Origin of the sequence: Methanobacterium sp. SMA-27 (assembly GCF_000744455.1) — an archaeon.
GTDB lineage: Archaea > Methanobacteriota > Methanobacteria > Methanobacteriales > Methanobacteriaceae > Methanobacterium_B.
On record NZ_JQLY01000001.1, the window covers coordinates 1,178,460 to 1,199,216 of the forward strand.

The 20,757-nt window shown below is 30.7% G+C and carries 26 protein-coding genes; 13 read left to right on the forward strand and 13 right to left on the reverse strand.

All coding sequences use genetic code 11. The features are described from left to right. Window positions 1-87: 87 nt before the first annotated feature. From pdxS to cysK, 4 genes are all read left to right on the forward strand, one after another. A complete protein-coding gene (gene pdxS, locus DL91_RS05970; protein ID WP_048190661.1) occupies window positions 88-969 on the forward strand; it encodes a pyridoxal 5'-phosphate synthase lyase subunit PdxS in 882 nt (293 codons plus the stop codon). A 93-nt stretch (window positions 970-1,062) separates the two neighbouring features. Further along, on the forward strand, window positions 1,063-2,271 hold the full coding sequence (locus DL91_RS05975; RefSeq protein ID WP_048190662.1) for a MalY/PatB family protein: 1,209 nt from the start codon (window positions 1,063-1,065) through the stop codon (window positions 2,269-2,271). Window positions 2,272-2,325: 54 nt separating this feature from the next. Beyond that, entirely contained in the window at window positions 2,326-2,676 is a 351-nt protein-coding gene (locus DL91_RS05980; RefSeq protein ID WP_048190663.1) for a NifB/NifX family molybdenum-iron cluster-binding protein, read from the forward strand. Window positions 2,677-2,924: 248 nt separating this feature from the next. Beyond that, a complete protein-coding gene (gene cysK / locus DL91_RS05985) occupies window positions 2,925-3,911 on the forward strand; it encodes a cysteine synthase A (RefSeq protein WP_048190664.1) in 987 nt (328 codons plus the stop codon). A 178-nt stretch (window positions 3,912-4,089) separates the two neighbouring features. On the opposite strand, the gene DL91_RS05990 is transcribed toward cysK, so the two are convergent. The 11 genes from DL91_RS05990 to DL91_RS06040 all read right to left on the reverse strand — a co-directional run bounded on the left by DL91_RS05990 (window position 4,090) and on the right by DL91_RS06040 (window position 12,135). Then, window positions 4,090-4,878: a trans-aconitate 2-methyltransferase gene (locus tag DL91_RS05990; RefSeq protein ID WP_048190665.1), complete on the reverse strand. Its 789-nt coding sequence runs from the start codon at window positions 4,876-4,878 to the stop codon at window positions 4,090-4,092. A gap of 930 nt (window positions 4,879-5,808) precedes the next feature. Next, window positions 5,809-6,600 carry an ABC transporter permease gene (locus DL91_RS05995; protein WP_338038041.1) on the reverse strand — a complete coding sequence of 264 codons (792 nt, stop codon included), beginning with the start codon at window positions 6,598-6,600 and terminating at the stop codon, window positions 5,809-5,811. Continuing rightward, complete coding sequence (locus DL91_RS06000; RefSeq protein WP_048190667.1) at window positions 6,558-7,547, reverse strand: ATP-binding cassette domain-containing protein; 990 nt, start codon at window positions 7,545-7,547, stop codon at window positions 6,558-6,560. The genes DL91_RS05995 and DL91_RS06000 overlap by 43 nt, the downstream gene beginning before the upstream one ends. Before the next feature lie 156 nt (window positions 7,548-7,703). Continuing rightward, on the reverse strand, window positions 7,704-8,360 hold the full coding sequence (locus DL91_RS06005) for an MBL fold metallo-hydrolase (protein WP_197050607.1): 657 nt from the start codon (window positions 8,358-8,360) through the stop codon (window positions 7,704-7,706). Between the two features lie 283 nt (window positions 8,361-8,643). Then, window positions 8,644-9,537, reverse strand: coding sequence for a PAS domain S-box protein (locus DL91_RS06010; RefSeq protein ID WP_048190668.1), 894 nt, complete (start codon window positions 9,535-9,537; stop codon window positions 8,644-8,646). A 4-nt stretch (window positions 9,538-9,541) separates the two neighbouring features. Continuing rightward, on the reverse strand, window positions 9,542-9,985 hold the full coding sequence (locus DL91_RS06015; RefSeq protein ID WP_048190669.1) for a response regulator: 444 nt from the start codon (window positions 9,983-9,985) through the stop codon (window positions 9,542-9,544). Between the two features lie 40 nt (window positions 9,986-10,025). Continuing rightward, the gene (locus DL91_RS06020; protein WP_048190670.1) at window positions 10,026-10,496 is read right to left on the reverse strand and encodes an ATP-binding protein; all 471 of its coding nucleotides are present in this window, start codon (window positions 10,494-10,496) and stop codon (window positions 10,026-10,028) included. Continuing rightward, on the reverse strand, window positions 10,489-10,677 hold the full coding sequence (locus DL91_RS06025) for a PAS domain-containing protein (RefSeq protein WP_048190671.1): 189 nt from the start codon (window positions 10,675-10,677) through the stop codon (window positions 10,489-10,491). The genes DL91_RS06020 and DL91_RS06025 overlap by 8 nt, the downstream gene beginning before the upstream one ends. A 53-nt stretch (window positions 10,678-10,730) precedes the next feature. Continuing rightward, the gene (locus tag DL91_RS06030) at window positions 10,731-11,093 is read right to left on the reverse strand and encodes a PAS domain-containing protein (protein ID WP_048190672.1); all 363 of its coding nucleotides are present in this window, start codon (window positions 11,091-11,093) and stop codon (window positions 10,731-10,733) included. Between the two features lie 168 nt (window positions 11,094-11,261). Next, window positions 11,262-11,777 (reverse strand): type 1 glutamine amidotransferase domain-containing protein, encoded by a 516-nt coding sequence (locus DL91_RS06035; protein ID WP_048190673.1) that lies wholly within the window; start codon window positions 11,775-11,777, stop codon window positions 11,262-11,264. Between the two features lie 40 nt (window positions 11,778-11,817). Next, the gene (locus tag DL91_RS06040; protein ID WP_048190674.1) at window positions 11,818-12,135 is read right to left on the reverse strand and encodes a hypothetical protein; all 318 of its coding nucleotides are present in this window, start codon (window positions 12,133-12,135) and stop codon (window positions 11,818-11,820) included. A gap of 460 nt (window positions 12,136-12,595) precedes the next feature. On the opposite strand from DL91_RS06040, the gene DL91_RS06045 reads away from it, so the two are divergent. From DL91_RS06045 to DL91_RS06055, 6 genes are all read left to right on the forward strand, one after another. Continuing rightward, window positions 12,596-12,832, forward strand: a complete 237-nt coding sequence (locus DL91_RS06045; RefSeq protein ID WP_048190675.1) for a hypothetical protein — start codon at window positions 12,596-12,598, stop codon at window positions 12,830-12,832. A gap of 124 nt (window positions 12,833-12,956) precedes the next feature. Then, window positions 12,957-13,094, forward strand: coding sequence for a hypothetical protein (locus tag DL91_RS13875; RefSeq protein ID WP_197050609.1), 138 nt, complete (start codon window positions 12,957-12,959; stop codon window positions 13,092-13,094). A 340-nt stretch (window positions 13,095-13,434) separates the two neighbouring features. Further along, window positions 13,435-13,815 (forward strand): hypothetical protein, encoded by a 381-nt coding sequence (locus DL91_RS06050; RefSeq protein WP_048190676.1) that lies wholly within the window; start codon window positions 13,435-13,437, stop codon window positions 13,813-13,815. A 441-nt stretch (window positions 13,816-14,256) separates the two neighbouring features. Then, window positions 14,257-14,391, forward strand: a complete 135-nt coding sequence (locus DL91_RS14375; RefSeq protein ID WP_255343927.1) for a hypothetical protein — start codon at window positions 14,257-14,259, stop codon at window positions 14,389-14,391. 85 nt (window positions 14,392-14,476) lie between these two features. After that, on the forward strand, window positions 14,477-14,647 hold the full coding sequence (locus DL91_RS13580; protein WP_156096031.1) for a hypothetical protein: 171 nt from the start codon (window positions 14,477-14,479) through the stop codon (window positions 14,645-14,647). Window positions 14,648-14,798: 151 nt separating this feature from the next. Beyond that, complete coding sequence (locus DL91_RS06055; protein WP_048190677.1) at window positions 14,799-15,377, forward strand: hypothetical protein; 579 nt, start codon at window positions 14,799-14,801, stop codon at window positions 15,375-15,377. Between the two features lie 26 nt (window positions 15,378-15,403). On the opposite strand, the gene DL91_RS06060 is transcribed toward DL91_RS06055, so the two are convergent. Beyond that, window positions 15,404-16,195: a hypothetical protein gene (locus DL91_RS06060; RefSeq protein WP_048190678.1), complete on the reverse strand. Its 792-nt coding sequence runs from the start codon at window positions 16,193-16,195 to the stop codon at window positions 15,404-15,406. Continuing rightward, window positions 16,195-16,491 carry a hypothetical protein gene (locus DL91_RS06065; RefSeq protein ID WP_048190679.1) on the reverse strand — a complete coding sequence of 99 codons (297 nt, stop codon included), beginning with the start codon at window positions 16,489-16,491 and terminating at the stop codon, window positions 16,195-16,197. The genes DL91_RS06060 and DL91_RS06065 overlap by 1 nt, the downstream gene beginning before the upstream one ends. A 221-nt stretch (window positions 16,492-16,712) precedes the next feature. Between DL91_RS06065 and DL91_RS06070 the strand changes: the two genes are divergently transcribed. From DL91_RS06070 to DL91_RS06080, 3 genes are read left to right on the forward strand one after another with little or no spacing between them, the layout of a single operon-like run. Next, window positions 16,713-19,157, forward strand: a complete 2,445-nt coding sequence (locus DL91_RS06070) for an Eco57I restriction-modification methylase domain-containing protein (protein WP_081882621.1) — start codon at window positions 16,713-16,715, stop codon at window positions 19,155-19,157. After that, the gene (locus DL91_RS06075) at window positions 19,133-19,798 is read left to right on the forward strand and encodes a TaqI-like C-terminal specificity domain-containing protein (RefSeq protein WP_255343962.1); all 666 of its coding nucleotides are present in this window, start codon (window positions 19,133-19,135) and stop codon (window positions 19,796-19,798) included. The genes DL91_RS06070 and DL91_RS06075 overlap by 25 nt, the downstream gene beginning before the upstream one ends. Then, window positions 19,791-20,714 (forward strand): toll/interleukin-1 receptor domain-containing protein, encoded by a 924-nt coding sequence (locus DL91_RS06080; protein WP_048190682.1) that lies wholly within the window; start codon window positions 19,791-19,793, stop codon window positions 20,712-20,714. The genes DL91_RS06075 and DL91_RS06080 overlap by 8 nt, the downstream gene beginning before the upstream one ends. Window positions 20,715-20,757 lie beyond the last annotated feature (43 nt).

Consider the following 20,757-nt stretch of genomic DNA (forward strand, 5'->3'; position numbering starts at 1 on the left):
AATGAATTACATTTGTAATTTGGATGTAGTATTTTAGTGTTTAAAAAAAATTTAAGATATTTATCTTGATTATTTGGAGGAAATATAATGTTACATGGAACAGAAGTTTTAAAGAAGGGATTTGCCAAGATGACTAAGGGCGGAGTAATTATGGATGTTGTGAATGCTGAACAGGCTGTTATTGCCGAAGAAGCTGGAGCTGTTTCAGTAATGGCACTTGAAAAGGTGCCTGCTGATATACGTGCAGAAGGTGGAGTTGCAAGAATGGCTGATCCATCAAAGGTTCAGGAAATAATTGATGCTGTAAGTATTCCTGTAATGGCAAAGGCACGTATAGGTCATTTTGTTGAAGCACAAGTACTCGAGACACTTGGTGTAGATATGATAGATGAAAGTGAGGTTCTTACACCTGCAGATGAAAAATATCACATTAACAAGAAATTATTCACAATACCATTTGTATGTGGTGCACGTAACTTGGGCGAAGCTTTAAGGAGAATTGATGAAGGTGCAGCCATGATCCGTACCAAAGGTGAAGCAGGAACTGGAAATATTGTTGAAGCAGTAAGGCATAGCAGACAGATATCAAGTATCATAAGAGAACTTAAAGATAAAACCGAAGAAGAACTTTGGACAGTTGCTCGTGAAACAGAATCCACACTCAAACTTGTAAAAGAAACAGCCAAACTCGGAAGATTACCTGTAGTGAACTTTGCAGCAGGAGGAATTGCAACACCTGCAGATGCAGCATTAATGATGCAACTTGGATCAGACGGTGTCTTTGTTGGATCCGGAATATTCAAGTCAGAACAACCAATACTTGTTGCAAAGGCAATTGTAGAAGCTACAACCCACTTTGAAGATGCAGATATCATTACTAAGGTTTCAACAGATCTTGGTAAGGCAATGCCAGGACTTGAAATAAGTGACATACCAGAAAACATGAAATTACAAACAAGAGGATGGTAAGGAATATCTTACCTAATCTTACTTCAAATTTTTATTTATTTTAAATCATTTGCTCTATTTATATAGTATATTAAGTTTAATATGATGATATAAATGAAATACAATTTTAAAAAACTGTGCAACAGGAAAGACACTGATTGTCTGAAATGGGATATGATGGAGCCAATATTTGGACACGATGATCTCATCCCTTTATGGGTTGCTGACATGGATTTTCCAGTTGCCAAACCAGTAACAGACGCACTTAAAAAACGTGTAGAACATCCCTTTTATGGTTACACTCAAGCTGGATCAAGCGTGATAAATGCAGTTGTTGATCGTATGCAACGTAAATTCAACTGGAGGATTGATCCTGAATGGATAGTGTTTACCCCGGGTGTTGTTCCTGCACTACATGTTGCAATTCGTTCTATCACCCACCCTGGTGATGGAGTAATTTTACAGGAACCCACATATCATCCATTTTTTCCAGCTGTTACCAACAGCGGCTGTCAAACAGTAAATAATGGACTCAAACTAATAAACGGCAGATATGTAATGGACTATAATGGTCTTGAAGAAATATTTAAACCAAAAACAAGAGCTTTGTCTAATTCTGGACGTGTTAAAACAATTATTTTTTGTAATCCACACAATCCTGTTGGAAGATCCTGGGATAGGGAGGAAATAATCAGGATGGGAGAGATCGTTATAAAAAATGGCGGAGTAGTTATCTCAGATGAGATTCACTGTGAAATACTCTTTAAAGGACAGAAACACATACCATTTGCAACAATTTCCAAAGAGTTTGAACAGAATTGTATAGTTTGTATGTCCCCTAGTAAAACATTCAACCTGGCTGGTCTTGAAGTTTCTTCAATAATCATACCAAATAAAAAAATCAGAGATAACTTCACTAACACTCGTGCAGGTATTGTACCCAACCCCAATCTTTTTGGATATACTGCACTTGAAGCGGCATACAGATTTGGAGATGAATGGTTAGAGCAAGTTCTTGATTATTTGCAGGATAATCTGAACTTTTTAATGGATTACATTAAAGAAAACATTCCAATTATTAAAGTCATAAAAACGGAGGGTACATACCTTGTATGGCTTGATTGCAGAGGTCTTGGTATGGACAACATCACCCTTAGAACTTTTATGAGAGAAGAGGCTAGGGTGGGATTGGAGGATGGATTTATATTTGGAGAGTCAGGAAGTGGATTTATGAGAATGAACATTGCATGTCCAGTATCCATCCTTGAAGAAGCTTTAAAACAAATAGAAGATGCAGTTAATGAGTTTAATACTCAAATGTAAAAATCATTTTTTTTATAAAAAATGGATTTGATAAATTATTGGAGAAGATTTAATATGTTGTTTAAGGTTGCAAGTAACGATGGGAAAATTATTAATCAACATTTTGGACACGCAAAACAATTTCTTATATTTGATATAGATGATAACGGAAATTTTGAATTCGTAGAACTCAGGGAGAATGTTCCATCTTGTAGTGGAGGAAATCATTCATCTGGATCTATGGAATCTACAATTGAACTTATCAAAGACGTTGATATTGTGTTAGTAAGTCAAATTGGTCCTGGAGCATCACAATCATTGATATCAAATGGTATACAACCTTACATGATGCCAACGTATATTGATGAGGCATTGGAAAAATTAGGTTCTAAATTTGTGAATGAAAAAAAAAAAGTTAAAAAGTGAGAACCCATTATAAAATTAAAATAAACTAAATTATAAAGTACCGAATATTAACTGATTAAGATTTCAAATTAATTGGATTCTAAAATTTAAATTGATAAAATATTCAATTTATAATTTATATAAATTAACGATCGTTAAGTATTTATATTAAACCTTTTCTAATAAAAGTTATATAACGATCGTTATTAATCGTTTCAGTCACTCATCGATCAACACTCGTTATGTAAAATTTAAAAACAGGTGAAAAAATGGTAAAAATACCGGAATTAACAAGGGGAATAGCAAATAATGTGACCGAAACTATAGGAAACACACCTATAGTAAGGTTAAATAAATTAACAGAAGGATTAAACGCAGATGTAGTAGTTAAACTTGAATCCTTTAATCCTTTATCAAGCGTTAAAGACAGAATTGGTGTTGCATTGATCGAAGCAGGTGAAGAAGCCGGCATAATTAACAAGAACACCATATTAATCGAACCAACAAGTGGAAATACAGGTATAGCACTTGCATTTGTAGCAGCACAAAGGGGATATAAACTCATTTTAACTATGCCAGATACCATGTCAATCGAGAGAAGGAAACTTCTAACTTTACTAGGGGCAGAAATTGTTTTAACTCCTGGAGCAAATGGAATGGCGGGTGCAGTTGCCAAGGCTGAAGAATTAGCTAAAGAAATATCCGGTGCTGTATTGCCACAGCAGTTTAAAAATTTAGCTAATCCTAAGATTCATAGAGAAACAACAGCTCCCGAAATCTGGAGAGACACAAATGGAAAAATAGACATATTAGTATCTGGAACAGGAACAGGTGGAACAATAACAGGTGTGGGCCAGGCACTTAAAGAACTCAAACCAGAAGTTAAATTAGTTGCAGTTGAACCTGTAACATCACCTGTACTTTCACAAGGTAAATCTGGACCCCACAAAATACAGGGTATTGGACCTGGTTTTGTACCAGATGTACTTCAAATAGAACTTATCGATGAGATTGTAACAGTTTCAGATGAAGATTCTGCAAAAACACTTCTAGCACTCGCAAGGGAAGAAGGTATACTTGCAGGTATATCCTCTGGTGCCGCCACATATGCTGCATTACAATTGGCTAAAAAAGAAGAAAATGCAGGTAAGCTTATAGTTGTTGTTTTACCAGACACAGGAGAAAGATACTTGAGTATGGATTGGGTGTTTGAAGACATTTTCAAAACATCGGAAACATCAGATTTCACAGATTAATATTCAAAATATATTTTCTTTTTTTCAATTCCCAAATATATTAAAATCTATGTATAAATTATTTTAAATAATTGACTATTAATGTGGATTACAGTATTTTGTAACTCTATTGTAGATTTCCATATTCCTTAACAATAGTTCTTTATCAATTATGATCTTAAGTAAAAAATATCGAAGATTAACCTTTGAATGCTTCTACTTCCAACCTCACCATGTTCACTTTGACCATTCCTTCATTATCTAATGGATTTTGTTCAATGTATCTGGTTGCTAATTCATCGATAAAATCTTCTTGAAGATTTTCAGGGATTCTTTGTGTATAAGGAAGCCATACTGTTCGTATCCATGATTTTAATCCTTCAACACCCTTCTGAACCATAACCTTCGAAATTAGTTCGACCCTCACAGGTTTAAAATTTGCTTCATTAAGCCATTTAATATATTTTTTTGGTCCGTAAAATCCATATGGAAAGGTGAACCCTTGGAAGTAGTTGTTCCATTTCTCTTCCGTAATTATTTCATCTGCAAGGTATAAAATTTTCTGTGCATTGCCCTTACCACCCATTTGGATTAATATCCTACCATCAGGCTTAAGGCTCTTTTGTATTCGTTTTAAAATATCCCCATGGCCTTTGATCCAGTGAAGTGCTGCATTACTAAAGATAAGGTCAAATTCAGAGTTGTAATCTATTTCCTGAAAATCTTTCAGTTTGAAGTGTAAATTTGGATGTTCCTTTAAAGGAAAGGTCCTTGTTGCTAATTCAATCATATCAATTGAACTGTCAATTCCCACTATACATCCGTCTTTAAGATTTGTGGCTATTTCCGATGTTACTTTACCATCTCCACATCCTATATCAAGGACTCCTTCAGATCCTTGAAGATCCATTTTAGTTATAAGTTCTCTAGCCCATTTCTGTTGTGCACTCGAACTTTTTTGATATTCCTCTGCATCCCATTTAAACATTTAAAAATACACCTCAAAAAGTTTTATCCACTATCACCGGATAAGATTTGATCATTTCAAACTAAATTCTATTTTTTGATATATTTACCTTTTCATATTGGAAATTTTAATTAAGATTCTTATCATAATATTTTTGATACTTATTTTTTATTCATTCTGTTAGAAGTTGAATTCTATTTTTTAATTTTTCCTTTTTACAAAAATATCATAATATTAAAGAGGAATATCATAAATTGTATTTGTTTGGTATGATTTTGGCAATTGATCTTTGATATAATTATTAAAATTTTGATTTATAGCTCTATTTCAATCAGTTAGGGTATATGTAGCAGACTATAATCTTGATGTTTAAACAAAGTTAGTTTTGAGAATGATATTTACAATAAACAATAGATTTTTCTAAGATTTTCAAACCAATTGTCATGAGGATTATGATAATTTTTACATGGGTAATACTTATTTTATGAAGATCCACCAATAAATTCTCTTCAATACATGTTCGGCTTTAAAATTTTAATTAAATACTTAATTGATTCTTTTATTATATTTATAGAGTATATTAAGATGTATTGGTTGAAAATACGTATTATTGGAAGATTCAACCCAAATATTAGATATTTTTTATTTCGTTATATCAAGCTATGACGAAGTAGAATATAATTCATTAAAAAATACACAAAATCAAATAAAAATTTAAGAATTATTAACTTGACAGTCAATCATAAAATAATGAAAAATTAAATCTTCAATAAAAATCAAATAATTTTTTTTAAAAAAATAAAATACAAATTAAATTATTTAATTTTTTTAAATGAATTATAAAACATAATTCTCAAATTGTTGGAATTTCATTTCATGATTTTTTTTTATAAAATTATATTTTTAATTATAATTAACTACAATTACTTCCTAATTACATAAAGAAAAAATTTATTGACGTTTACTGAAAAGATATGTTCCAATAATAACAACAGCCACATCAAAAATACAAATAATCAATATATCATAGTACAATGGTATGAAACTGTGCCATCCACTTATCATTACAGTTCGCAATGCATCTACACCATAGGTGAGTGGATTTATATAGAATGCCCATTTTATCCATGTTGGCAGATTTGTTAATGGAAATAGTGCACCGCTTAAAAAGAACATTGGTAGGTTAACAAATGTTACTATAGTACCAAAGCTTTCCAAACTGTTCATAAGACTTGCAATGATCAGACCAATGCATGTTAAACCAATTGTGATTATTATCATTAATGGTATTGCTAGTCCTACTGCAATGAATGTTAAGGGTACTCCAATAATTGTTCCAAGCACTATAACTATAATTCCCTGGATAATAGCTGCTGTTGCTACTCCAAACATCTTCCCTGCAAAGATTGAAATCCTTCCAATGGGAGCAACTAGAATTTCCTTCATAAACCCGAATTGCCTATCCCATATCACAGATATACCCAGAAATATTGAGGTAAAAAGAAGTGTCTGTGCAATTATACCGGGTAGCAAGAATTGAGTGTAATTAAAACCTGCAGTTGAAAGTGTAGTTCCTAATCCTCCCCCAAAAATTACAAGCCAAAGTACAGGTGTAATTACAGAGCTAATTAAACGTGACCTGTCACGGATAAAACGTTTGAGTTCACGGCGCCATAATGCATTGATACCTCTTAACTCACTTATTTTATCCTCCCCCTCATCCTTGCAGCCATTCCAGTTAATTCTTTGCCTCCTCCACCCTCACGAATTTCCTTACCCGTGAAGAACATGAATGCAGCATCCAGATCAGGCTCTTTTATCGATATATTATAAATATAAATCCCAACAGAAACAGCTAATTCAACTATACGTGCCAGGGCCGTATGAGAATTTTCAACAGTTAAAATAAGTTCTTTTTCAGTTTCCATTATATTTGTAGCGAGTTTGCTTTCTGAAACATTTTCAGATAACAGTTTGTTATCACTGGACTCGATGATTATTGTTTCACCTTCAATTTTACTTTTAAGTTTTTGGGGTGTATCTAGGGCTACAATTTTGCTCCGGTCAATAATTGCTATCCTATCACAGAGTTTATCTGCTTCTTCCATGTAATGGGTTGTTAATATGATAGTGATGTTTTCACGCTTTTTAAGATCCCTGATATAATTCCAGATATGATCTCTACTTTGTGGATCCAAGCCCACTGTTGGTTCATCCAAAAAAAGTACTTTTGGATAATGTATTAGGCTTCTTGCTATTTCCAATCGTCGCCTCATACCACCAGAATAAGTATTAACTAGATTTGATGCACGATCCTCCAGTTCAACTAACTTCAATACTTCATCAATTCGCGAGTGCATAACATCCCTGGGCACATTGTATAGATCAGCATGCAATTCCATATTTTCCATACCTGTTAATTTATCATCTATACTTGGATCCTGAAAAACAATCCCAATAGAACGTCTAACATCAGAAGCCTGTTTCACAATATCATATCCTTCTACAGTGGCAGTACCTGATGTTGGATTTAAAATAGTACAAAGCATAGAGATGAATGTGCTTTTCCCGGCACCATTAGGACCTAATAGTCCAAATATTTCCCCTTGATTCACCTTTAGGTTTACATTATCCACAGCGGTTAATTTACCAAATTTTTTTGTTAAACCATTAGTCTCTATTGCTATCATAAAATCCTCTTATTCTATTTTGTTTAATCTTTTATAAAAAATGATATATAGAAATAAGTTTTTAAGCCTGTTTATTGGATAGTTCAGCTATTTTTTCGTTGGGATTAGATTTGAATAATCCACCATGATAGGTAATAATCTGTTCAATATCGAAATTTAATAATTTTTAAGTGAATCAGTTGCTTGTTTCATATCTGGAGTATGCAGAGGGTTAGGTCCCAACAATTCACCGTTATCAATATTTAACTGATCACCTGCAACCAATATCTTATTCTGATTCAGATACAAACATATATGGCCTGGTGTATGTCCGGGTGTATGGATTATTTTAATCCCTCCACAATATGGTAGTTCCAGTCCATCCGGGAGAGTTGCATCAACTTTAGCTTTGGGAGGATTTAAAAATAAATTCTTCATTGCTTTACGTCCCTCTTCAGGTATGGATTTATACTTTTCTTCAAGTTGAGCCCTGCGTTCTGGTGTTATTTTATCTAATTTTTCATCACCTTGAATATAGGACTTGTCATCTTCATGTGATAGAACAAGTATTTTATGGTCAGAATCATTTAAAATTTCTGGCAAACCTCCAATATGGTCAATATCCTGGTGTGTTATGATAATTTTATCAAGTCTTTTGTAATCTATATCTGCTTTGATAATTGCATCTTTAATATATTTGAATGCGCCCGGAAAACCAGTGTCGACCAGTATCACATTATTATCGTCCCACAGGAGTGTTGGATAAAAAATTCTTTCTTCATTACCCATCCGCATTGATATTTCCAGCATTTCTACACCATCAGCTATTCTCATAAATTTAAACCCCCAAATTTTATAATCTTCTTTTCTATTTATCTTTTATTAATAATTGAATAATAAATATCCTGATTTTATATTCCATTATTATCATAAAAATAAACTTGCTGATACGTGTAATAAATGGCATGATCTAATATGAATCTTTTAAATAACTCGAGATTTCAAAGAAAAATAAAAATAAATAATGTTTTTATGTATTAAATGATGTTGTTCAATGATTATATCCTTGGTTAAAAATATTTTTCATTGATTATCATTGGGATTAAACAGACCACAGTTATGTGAATTTGTCCTGGAAATCTTCAACATATTCTGTTTGTATTAATGGTTTCACAGCCTCTACCATATTCCCCATTATTAAGAAGAAATCTTTATCCTTTTCTACCATTGCATCCATTATAGATTTTTCCATACCTTTACGTGCAGTTATATCTGTCATTATTGAAATTGCCCCTATATATTCACCAGTAACTTTATGTAAAGGACTTGTTGATACTAGAACCCATAAAGGTGTACCCTCTTTATTTAAAAATTGTATTTCATAAGTTTGACCAATGTGCTTATCATTAACCTTCAAATGTTTTTTAAATACATTTCTACAACTTTTATTAATGAAATTAAATACATTTTGGTTCATTAGGTCATCCATTTTGTAACCTAACATATCTGCCATCTGACTATTTACATAATTTATTTTGTTTTGGGAGTCAATTAAAAAGAGTCCAGACTCTAACTTTTCAACCATTGATCTATACTTCTCTTCACTTTTTCTAAGATCAATTTCAATATGTTTACGTTCGATAGAGTATTTTATTGACCGTGAAAGTAGTTGTTTATCTATTTGTCCCTTAACAAGGTAATCTTGAGCACCTTCTGACACTATGTTTATGGCTAGATCTTCGTCCAATAGTCCAGTTAGAATTATTATGGGTACTTCAGGTGCGTGCATGTTCATTGTGTTAAAAGTACCAATACCCTGGCTATCTGGAAGGTTTAAATCTAAAAGCATGATATCAAAATCTTCATTTACATGTTCCAATCCATCTTTAATCCGTTTGAAATGATCTAGTACAAAATTATCGGCATAAACTTCTTTAAGCATTTCATTGATTATCAATGCATCTCCAGGATTATCCTCTATTAATAAAATATGTATCTTCTTGTCAGTCATGATTTCACCTAGTTGGAAGTTTTACAATGCTTAACCAGAAATTTTCTATGGACTTCACAACGTTGATGAATTGATCAAGGTCCACTGGTTTGGTGATGTAACAATTGGCATTCCTTTTGTACGTTTCAATGAGATCTTCTTCTGCATTGGATGTGGTGAGTATTACAACAGGAATGCATTTAAGTCTTTCATCATTTTTAATTTCCCTTAAAACCTCTCTTCCATCCTTTTTTGGAAGGTTTAAATCCAATAATATAAGATCTGGATTTGCTGCATCTTTGTATTGACCCAGTTTACGAAGGATATCCATTGCTACTTCTCCATCGTATGCAACCTGCATTGAATTGAATATTTTGGCGTCTTTAAATACTTCTTTAATCAAACGAACATCACCGGGATTGTCCTCAACAAGTAATATTTCAATTGGATTGCTCATAGTAGGATTCATTTAATATCAACTCCTTATTGTAAAATTGAATTTACTACCTTCATCCTCTTTGGAATCTAAACAGATTGTTCCACCATGTCTTTTCAACAATTCGTTTTGAAATTGAAAGCCCTATTCCAGTTCCATCATATTTTCCCGGTCCATGGAGACGTTGAAATATTTTAAAGATCCTTTCTCTGTATTCGGGCTTTATTCCTATACCATTGTCCTCAAATGAAAATAACCATTTAGAATCCAATTTTTCGGCTGTAATATGTATATGAGGGGTTTTTTTGCCTCTAAATTTAATTAAATTAGTAATAAGGTTCTGTAGTAACTGAACCATTTGTACCTCATCAGCTTTAACAACTGGAAGTTTATCACTAGTTATAACTGCATCATTTTCCCTTATTAAAATTTCTAAATTATGCTTGACCATACCTAATATGTGATTCATATCAACATCAGAAAATTCTATGACTCTATTATTTAAACGTGAATAAGTTAGTAAATCATTTATTAATTCATACATACGTGCTGCCTATTATCTCTGACATAGGTTTTCCAAATATCTTTGAAGCAGATGAATTGGCCATTAGATAATTGCCATCTAAGTTTTTAAGGTATATTGCATCTGTTATATTTTCAACAATTGAATTTAGTATATTGAAACTTCTTTCCAATTTTTTTTCTATACTTTTCTGATCTGTCATATCTCTGTTAATTGAGATATGTCCATTAATATTTCCATGATCATCTTTGATTGTTACAACCTTTGAGCTAATAAATGTGGAAAATTCCTCTTTGTTAATTGTACAACATTATCTTCATAGGATCCTTCATTAAGAAGTTCCTGCATTTTTTCTATACTTCCATTTTCTATATACTTGGTTTGAAGCTCCTTTTTTACATCTTTTCCCAGTACCTCATTAGCATTCCATCCGTAGATTTCCTCGGCTGCAGGATTCCAATAGTTTATAATAAAATTTTTATCTGTTATTATAACTGCATTTTTTAAAATAGATAGTAATTCAATATCATAAGGTAGATAAACTTGTTTCCTATTTGGATTTTGTTTAGAATCTTCCAAATTTCTTTTAACATCACTGGAACCCAGTTCATCTTTCATATACTTTCCCCATATGTATACTTATTATTTTAATTATATCAACATTAACATGTCTACTTTTGTATTTAAATACTAAAAAAGCCTTAAATTTATATTACAACTACCAATAAATCAATGAATTATTGGAACATTTTGAATACTCCAAATTAAAATTAGTATTGTTTTCATTCAAATTTCTTCTAACCGTTTTAAAGAAGCCTTCGTGAATGCAGGAATGTCTGGAGGTCCTCTACTTGATATTAAGTTGCCATCTTCAACAACTTCCTGATTAATATATTCTGCACCTGCATTTTTAATGTCTTGTACAATTGATTTCCATCCTGTTACCCTTCGCCCTTCAATAACTTGGGCTGTGATGAGTAGTTGGGGTGCGTGACAAATTGCAAATACTGGTTTTCCTGTATTGAAGAAATCTTTTATAAATTTTACAGCACTTTTATATCCACGTAGATGGTCTGGAGAACATCCACCAGGAATTAGGATTGCATCTAATTTGTTGATATCAACTTCTGAAATATTTTCATCAATCTTTACAAGTGTTCTTTTTCTTTTTCCTTTAACAAGTTGACCTGATCTGAGTCCAATATGTAAAAGAGAATGTCCAGCACCTCTAAATGCTTTTGTAGGTTCTGTATACTCTACATCTTCAAACATTTCATCGATTACAACACCTACTAAAGCCATATTTTCACTCCTTTGCAAAATGAAAAATAAAATTAATCACTTATTTTTTCTTTTTCTTTGCATCGTTAAGAGATTTTAATGTATTTAATGTTACTTCCTGTTCTAAATATCTCAATCTTTCAGCTAAAAAGTCTAAAACATGCTTCCGTTCTTCAAATGGTACATTCTTTTTTGAAAGCATATTAATTAGTTCAGTTGTACTTCTGACAGAGAATGAACCTGAGTTTTCATCCATCAGAATGATATCTCTTTTACCAAGTTCTTTGGCTGGTGAAACACATACTGCTCCTAAAATATTTCCTTTTCCATCCTTCACATCCATTGAACTTATATAGTTGTGTTTAGTTTCGTTTCTCATTTTGAATCACCTTATTACATCTAATATTTTTTATTATAATTATTCTTTTTTAATTCTAAATCATAAATAGTTATTGGTATTTTTGTCCGAAATCTAGATAAATGGGCTTGTATAAAAATAAAAAAGAATGTGTCCCTGAAGTTTTCTTAACTCCAGGAACATCATCATGTAAGTCTGTTACGGAGGCGGTAGACAGACATGATCTTACAAGAACATATTTTTTTATCCAAGATTTTCTTAGGAGGTTTTTTATAAATTTTTATGTTTCTGTACAATAACATTCTATTTCATAGTATTTATACTTAAGCCATAATTGCACCTTAATTCAGACTAATTCATCTTAATACTTTCTATATTAATGATGAATACTGGATTTTTATGACCAAATAGAAGATATTTATAGGATTGGAACAATAATTTTATTGTAAAATATGAAGTAGGTTGACATGGAGGTGTCCTAGTGATAATACAGTTACCTGTTTCAGTACGGGAAAAAGGAGAAATTTATGTTGCTGAATGTCCAGTTTTTCATTTATCCCGCGAGGGACAAACATTTAAAGAAGCTCTAAAAAATATAAAAAATGACCTAGAAACATTTCTAGATGACGAAAAGGTCCAAAAGGAATATCAGGAAGTCATTAAAGATTATAGTATTAGGGATATTGAAATTGTAGATGTTGTTGTTAATCCTAAATAATCTATTTAGTTATTAAAGATCAGATGTCTAGGAAATAATTCTATAATATGTGTGATTTAAAACCACATATTAACAAATTATAAATTCTACTGTAATAATATTATATATACAGAGGTGTCAAACCATGAATGATAAAGAGTTGGATGAATTTGTAGAAAACTTTAAAGGATTGCTCTGGGATGAACTGGATGATGCACTCGGTTCCATGAATAGAGAAGACTTAATTGCAGTTATTGTCAAGTTAAAGAAAAGATATGGATAATCATTTATTTTTTTCTTATTTTTTTATTTTTCATTTCATTAAATTAGCTAATTATTGAATTATTACTATAATAAATAAAAATAAAAAAACTTTAAAATAATCAATTTTGTAAAAATAAATGTAAAAAAAAGTTATTAACTGCTTTTACTTTGTTCTTTTTCAGCCTGTTTCATTTTACAACAAGATTAACTTTCAGCATGTTATTATTTAACATATTTTTGACTACACATTTGACTATTTTTAATTTAATTTATGAATTGTTCTCACACACTCTAACTCAAGAGGGTTATAATTCAAATATCATAAATTCAATTCCAAGAAAATAGGGAGTTGATGATATATGAGAATAAGCGAAGGAATACCCAATGGACGAATTGCAGAATTATCACATCCTGAAATGTTCCAGGAACATGAGGAAGTCATTGTATTTACAAGAAATGAATTTAACCGTTTTTACACTTCTATGATGGAACAGATAAACTATATTAATAAAATAGATCTTTACCTGGACAGAAGTGAAGACTGGAAATTATTAGGATATTGGCCCAAAATCCTACAAAGAGTACACCTGCTAGATATGAATATCGATTCTATATTAACAAAAGAAGCATCATTACAATGCTACCTCGATGCATCTCTATATAACACTGTTCAAAGTTCTAAAAAGAACGTTAGTGTAGCAAAAAAGAAAATACCAATACAACAAACACTTCCAATATGAATTTTCAAAATTAAATAAGAGAATAAAGATTTATTAAGGATTATTAGTAAAAAAAAGTTAAAAAATCCGTTACCAGGCGGATTTATACAACTTAATTATTTGCGAATGAGTACGTCTCAAGTACTTACTACATTAATAACCTTAAGTTCGTATTAATATAAACTTTTGGATTTTAATATTTGTAATTCTAATAAATATTATAAGTTTAAACATTAATTTATTGTATTAAATAAATTATTTGAGATAATAAACTTATTAGTATATGTTTTTTAAATTTTTAAGGTCAGATAAATGTTCAAATCTCTTAAAATGAATTATTAATGTTTTTAATAAAGTTTAAATGTGGTTTTAATCATACTGTAACTCTGTAGGACGGGGCGTATTCCAAATTTACCAGTTTGGAATAGTAACTTCTAGCTACATCATGTTTGAAGTTAGCGAATGGGAAACGTCTCAAGTCAAATTCAAGCTTACTTCAGGGAGGCGACGAACATGAATTCTCAAACCTTTGCGATGAGGAATGCATTCATTACATTATCCGAGATATGTATATGGATTGCTGACCATATCCCATAAAATACCTTTTTTTAAGGTATATGGGGGACTAATCCTCCCCCTCCTACGCTTAATAATTATTTTTGTTAAATTAGGGGATGATTTTATGGTTGAATATGTTCGTAAGGTTGGTGATGATTGTTGGCATTTCTGTACAAATTGCTCAAAATATCCACAGTTTAGTACTTACAGGAGAGTATCTAATCCAAGTTCAGATGATATATGTAGAGAATGTTTAAAGAATGAAAAGAATAACAATTGCAATAAAAAGTATTAATATGGTTAGGATAATATAATATATTTTGTAACTGTTATGGGTGGATTCATAAACTTTAGGGTTCCAGGGGGGTTCCCTAACAATACTATTTTTAAAATCTAAATAGGAAATAATAAATTCTAGTTTTAAATGACTAATTCTTGGGGATCTAATGGATAACAATGAAATGAAAAGAAAAATCTTGAAAATTATGTATAATCATGAACAAGAAAATCCTGGAAATTTAATCCATAGTGACAAAATAATAAAAGAATTAGGTAGTGTTGAACAGAATAAATTTAATTTTAATACAAATTATTTAAAAAATAAAGGATTTATAAGACTATTGGAAATTTCTGGTAATGGAGGGTTTTTAGGTAATATCACTCATTATGGGATAGATTTAATAGAAAATCCGCATGAGTTTAATACACAATTGCCTGTATTCAATATTACTAATGTTAATAATAGTAAAGGTGTTGTTGTAAGTTCAAATGATGTACAAATTGATATTAATGATAGTATTAATATAAAAAACAGTTTTAATGGACTATATGAACAAATTAATCCTTCAGATGTTAAAGCAAATGAGATTAAAGAGAAAATAAAAGTAATAGAAATGGAATTAAATAAAGATGAAATCAGCCCATCTAAAATTAGAAATTCTAATGAATGGTTAAAAATGTATGCAAATTGGAGCATTCCTATAATAACTCAGATAATAACCGCCGTATTTTTAGGAAAGATGTAATTAAAGTTTGATTAAAAAATTCCCTCCTAAATTAAGTTATGGGGATGGGTGAGTTTCAAGTTGTTTATTTTGGAGTCTCTCATCCATATTTTGGGTAATGATTCTATTGGCAAATATTTTAATAGATAATCATAGTAGGGCATAGCACAGAATTCTGTTACCCCATCCGGTTCATATAACCAATAAACTTCAACTACTTGGGGATTATAAAATTTATACCAAGGATCATCAAGATTTAGTGCTAACTCTTTATAATCATTCTGATCGGTATAAACAATAAGTGGATGAGGTTTAAAGTATTCATCGGGGAAAAAATTAAAATCTAAATCAGAAATTCTTTTAGCAAGATGCTCAAAATTAGGATAATTTACATCAATTTTTTCATAATTTATCTGAATATTATACAACTTTTGGAAGGATTCTTCTAAAGATTTTTTTAAATGATGAGATATTTCATATAAATTATAAAAATGATAAGCTAAATCTCTTTCAAATGAAAATGCGGTACCAAAGGGATGAATTTTAGAATCAGGTAATTTGGTTATATTTTTTTTATTTAAACCGACTACTTCAATATAATATCCTATACATTGTAGTTGATCCATTTTAATCGATATTCCCCTCAATCGAGCTTGTTCATGTTTAATTTTATTAACTATTTCTCCAAGACATGTACGATAATCTTTTGTATTATCCAAGAAATACTTAAATCCGGGATTTTTAAAATGTTCTAACCATCTATAAGTCGATCTTTCAAGTTTTTTCATCTGTTTTTGAGGAATATTTTTAATATCAGGATAAGTTGAAGTTACTTTCATTATATGATTACAGTCATCAAATGAGCGTGTAACGAATGAAGTAGTTCTTTTTGTTCCTCCACTAATTTAAGATGATTTTCGGTTGAAAATTCATTATAACTGTTATGTTTTTCATATAAATCTAAAACTTTCGAAAATGCTTTTCCAATCCGATTTAAAGATTCATTGTAAATTGCAAGAGGGTGACCCTTTCCATAATCATGATTATGTAAAACTTCATCAGGTAAATGATGTAATAAATTATAAACTTCAGGAGCTATATTGCCATCATATTCCATGCTTCGTTTTATTTTCATTTGAATCCCATAGATATCTCAAATATTTATTTCGATTAGAAGATAATTTAATCTTTTGACAATCGTAAATTAATGCCAACAGGATAACCATATGGTTGGCTGGCACCTTCTCCTAAAATTAAACTTTTGGAGTTTCAATCATAATGCATAGTTGAATTTATGATAATAAATAATTTTATTTGAAAACATTTAATTAAATTAGATTGTAATACATTGATCTGATGATGAATGATCTTTTTAATCAAACATTGATGAGGAAATATTCAAAAGATTTTAAATTAACACCCTCAAAGCATGATCTCATTTTAAATCATATTAAGAAGTTGGAAGAGAGTCAGTTTGAAGCTGAAACTAAGAATTATATCTATTTTTATGAAGTATGGTTGAAAGGCATTTTAGGTTATGACCTTGATGATAACGTCCTAGTTGATGAGAAAGAAGAACAAGGACAAGGTAAAAGCGAGTTTATATTAAAATCTGGTGATAAGAAGTTCATGGTGGTTGAACTCAAAGATCAGAAAACTGACCTGGACAAACCACAAAATCGGGTTAATGATAAGCGAACACCTGTTGACCAGGCTTTTGATTATGCCCAACATACAGGAGATATTGACGGGATACTTGTATCCAACTATAATGAATTCAGACTATATAATTGGCATAAGAAAGGCCAATACATATCATTTAAAGCAGATGAATTATTAGATAAAACACTATTCTCTTATTTCATGCTTTCATTCTCCAAGAAGAGCTACATCGACACGGGTTATATTAATAAATTAATGGATAAAACAGTTGTCATCGAAAGGGAACTGGAAAAAGAATTTTACAAATTATATAATGAAACACGATTAATGTTAATTAAAGAGTTTGAAGAATTCAATGATCTATCAAGACTTGAAGCTATCCATTATGCACAGATGATAATGAACAGATACATGTTCATCTGCTTTGCAGAAGATATTGACCTGCTTCCTGCTCAAGTTTCCACAGATACCATACTAACACCCATAATAAAAGGAAACCTAAGACATGGAAGTATCTGGCAACGATTAAACGAATTATTCTTAGATGTTAACGAAGGAAATGAATATAAAAAGATCTCCCAATACAATGGAGGCATCTTCAAAGAAGACTTAGATCACCTTAAGATCAGGGATATTGTGGAAGATCAAAAGTTCTTCAATGATGTTTATCAGAAATGGAAATTCGAAGAATATGAAAAAGACATAAACACTAACCTGGGACCATACGGTAAAAAAGTAAACCCAATCTACCGTAATATGCTTACAATATCTACTTTTGACTTCTCAACAGAACTAGACGTAAACATCCTCGGCCATATCTTCGAAAACAGTATTGGAGACATAGAAGAACTTAAAGAAAGTAGTAAAGGACGACGGAAGAAAGAAGGAATATTCTATACTCCAGAATACATTACAGACTACATCTGTAAAAATACCATAATACCTTATCTGAGCAAATCAGGCCAAGCAAACACAGTTTCCGAGTTACTGAATGAATATTTGGGATCTGCCATTGAGGAATTGGATAAAAAAATTAAAGATATTAAAATTGTAGATCCAGCTTGTGGAAGCGGTGCATTTCTAAACAAAGCTGCAGATATATTACTCGAAATACATCAAAATATAGACGAAGCACGCTACAAAGACAAAAAAGAGACACTTATACCATACTTTGACAACATAGGACAACGAAGAGAAATATTATTAAATAACATCTATGGAGTAGACCTAAACGAAGAATCAGTAGATATCACCAAATTATCACTTTTTTTAAAAGTCTGTAGAAAAGGCTTGATACTTCCTAACCTTGAAAAAAACATAAAATGCGGAAACTCCTTAATCAATGACCCAGAATACACAGACAAACCATTCAACTGGGAAACAGAATTCCCTGAAATATTTAATGAAGGAGGTTTTGATGTTGTGATAGGTAATCCTCCATGGGGTGCTGATTTTGATGAAAAAACAAAAGAATATATAAAAAATAATTATCGTGAAATTGAGTACCAAATCAATAGTTATGTTGTATTCTTGGAAAAAACATATTATCTATTGAAAGATGAAGGGATGTTGGGTCTTATAACTCCCCCCACATGGTTATATATGCATTATTTTAAAAATATTCGAAATTTCTTAATTTCAAAAAATACTTTCATTGAAGCAATTTATTTAAAATATCATGCTTTTGAAGACGTTACTTCGGAGAGTAGCATTATAGTTTATAAAAAAAGTATTCATTTAGATAAACATCAAATTTTAAATAAAATTGTGAGGAATGAAAACGAATTTTTAAATAAAAAACCTTCAAAAATTGAGCAAAATGTGTGGTTTGAAAATTTTGTTGATGGATTTTTATTTGGAGAACAAATTAAACTTTTTACAAAATTTTATAGAAATTCAGAGCGTTTAGATCTTTTTACAGATCTTACTACTGGAATAAAACCTTATCAGACTAACAAAGGTTCACCACCTCAAACCCGTGAAAATGTAAAAAATAAAATTTATTCTTCAAATGAACAGATAGATAACAACTATCAACCTTATATTGTCGGAGGGGATGTAACTAGGTACAATATTTATTATCCAAATAACCACTGGTTAAAATATGGCCTTGGATTGCTGAACCACGTCCTACACTAGATTTTTCAAAAACTAAAATTAATATCAGAAGAACAGGGGACAAAATATTCGCTTCAATAGACGAAAGAGGATATTTGAACTTGAATAGTGTGCATAATGTTATTATTAAAGATAATTTTTTTTATAGCCCAAAATATATTCTTTGCATTCTTAATTCCTCTTTGATAGATTACATTTATCGTAATTTAGTACCTGATGATGGTAGAGTTTTTTCAGAAGTTAAAATTATAAATCTTAAAAAACTTCCAATTCATAAAGCAACCCCTGAAGAACAAAATCCACTCATCCAAAATGTTGATAGGATATTGAAACTAAATAATAATCTTCAAAAAGAGACAAATTCCTTTAAGGATTGGTTTATACACACTTTCAATATTGAAAAACTTTCTCAGAAATTGGAGAAATATTATGAATTATCTATTGATAGTTTCTTAAATGAGGTTAAAAAGAAGAAAGTCAATGTTAAATCCAGGGAAAACTATCAAACACTCAAGGAAGAGTTTGAAAAAAGTGTTCGTGTCATTAATCCTTTGCTCCAACAAATAATGGAAACCGACAGCGAGATCGATCAGATGGTCTATGACTTGTATGGTTTGACACCAGAGGAAATTAAGATAATTGAGGAGAGTTTGGATGGATAATAAAGACATTCAAAGAAAGATACTAGAATTATTGTTTAAACTTCGTTTAGATAATAAAATGGATCTAGCTTTATCAAACTTTATTATAGAAAAATTAAGTTTAACTCTAACAGCATATGAATATAATATAGATTATTTAATAGAAAAAGAATTCATAGAACCTAAAATGTATACTGATGGTTTTATGACCCATACATATTATATTATTTCTGTAAAAGGTATTGATTTCATTGATAACAATATAAAACTAAATAAAAAAATGCTTAAAGTATTTATTAGTTATAATAATGTCGAAAAACATATTGGGGCCATAATAAAAGAAATGCTTGAGAGTTTTGGAATTGAATGTTTCATGGCCCATGATGATATTGGTGTATCTGAAGAGTGGAAACAGCGTATTTTTAAGGAATTGAATGATGCGGATATTTTTATACCAATATTAAGTGATAATTTTAGAGGTTCTGAATGGTGTTCTCAGGAAGCGGGTATAGCTTGTTTTAGGAATATCCTATTTATTCCTTTAAGTCTGGATAAGAAGAATAGAATACCTTATGGTTTTATGAGTCATCGCCAAGGAAAGTTGATAAGTAAATATAATATTCCTTTAGAATATTTAGTAAATCCAATTGTAGATAATTTCCCTAAAATAAATATTTTAGCTAATTTAATTGATGAATTATTCATGGTAAGAGGATTTCGTGAAGCTGAGAGACTAATGAGTAATTTAGAGCCGTATTTTAATAAATTAAGTATTGCTGAAGTAGATAGGGTAGTTGATATTTCTACTACTAACTATCAAATTTATGCAGCTGGTAGATGTAAAAGGGAATATTTACCTAAGTTTATAAATGTTAATAATGAAAAAATTGATGAAGAAAAGCTTAAAAAGTTATCTGAACTAATTGAATTAAAATAATATACTTACATGTTATGACTAGTTTTCAGTGATAATATTCACA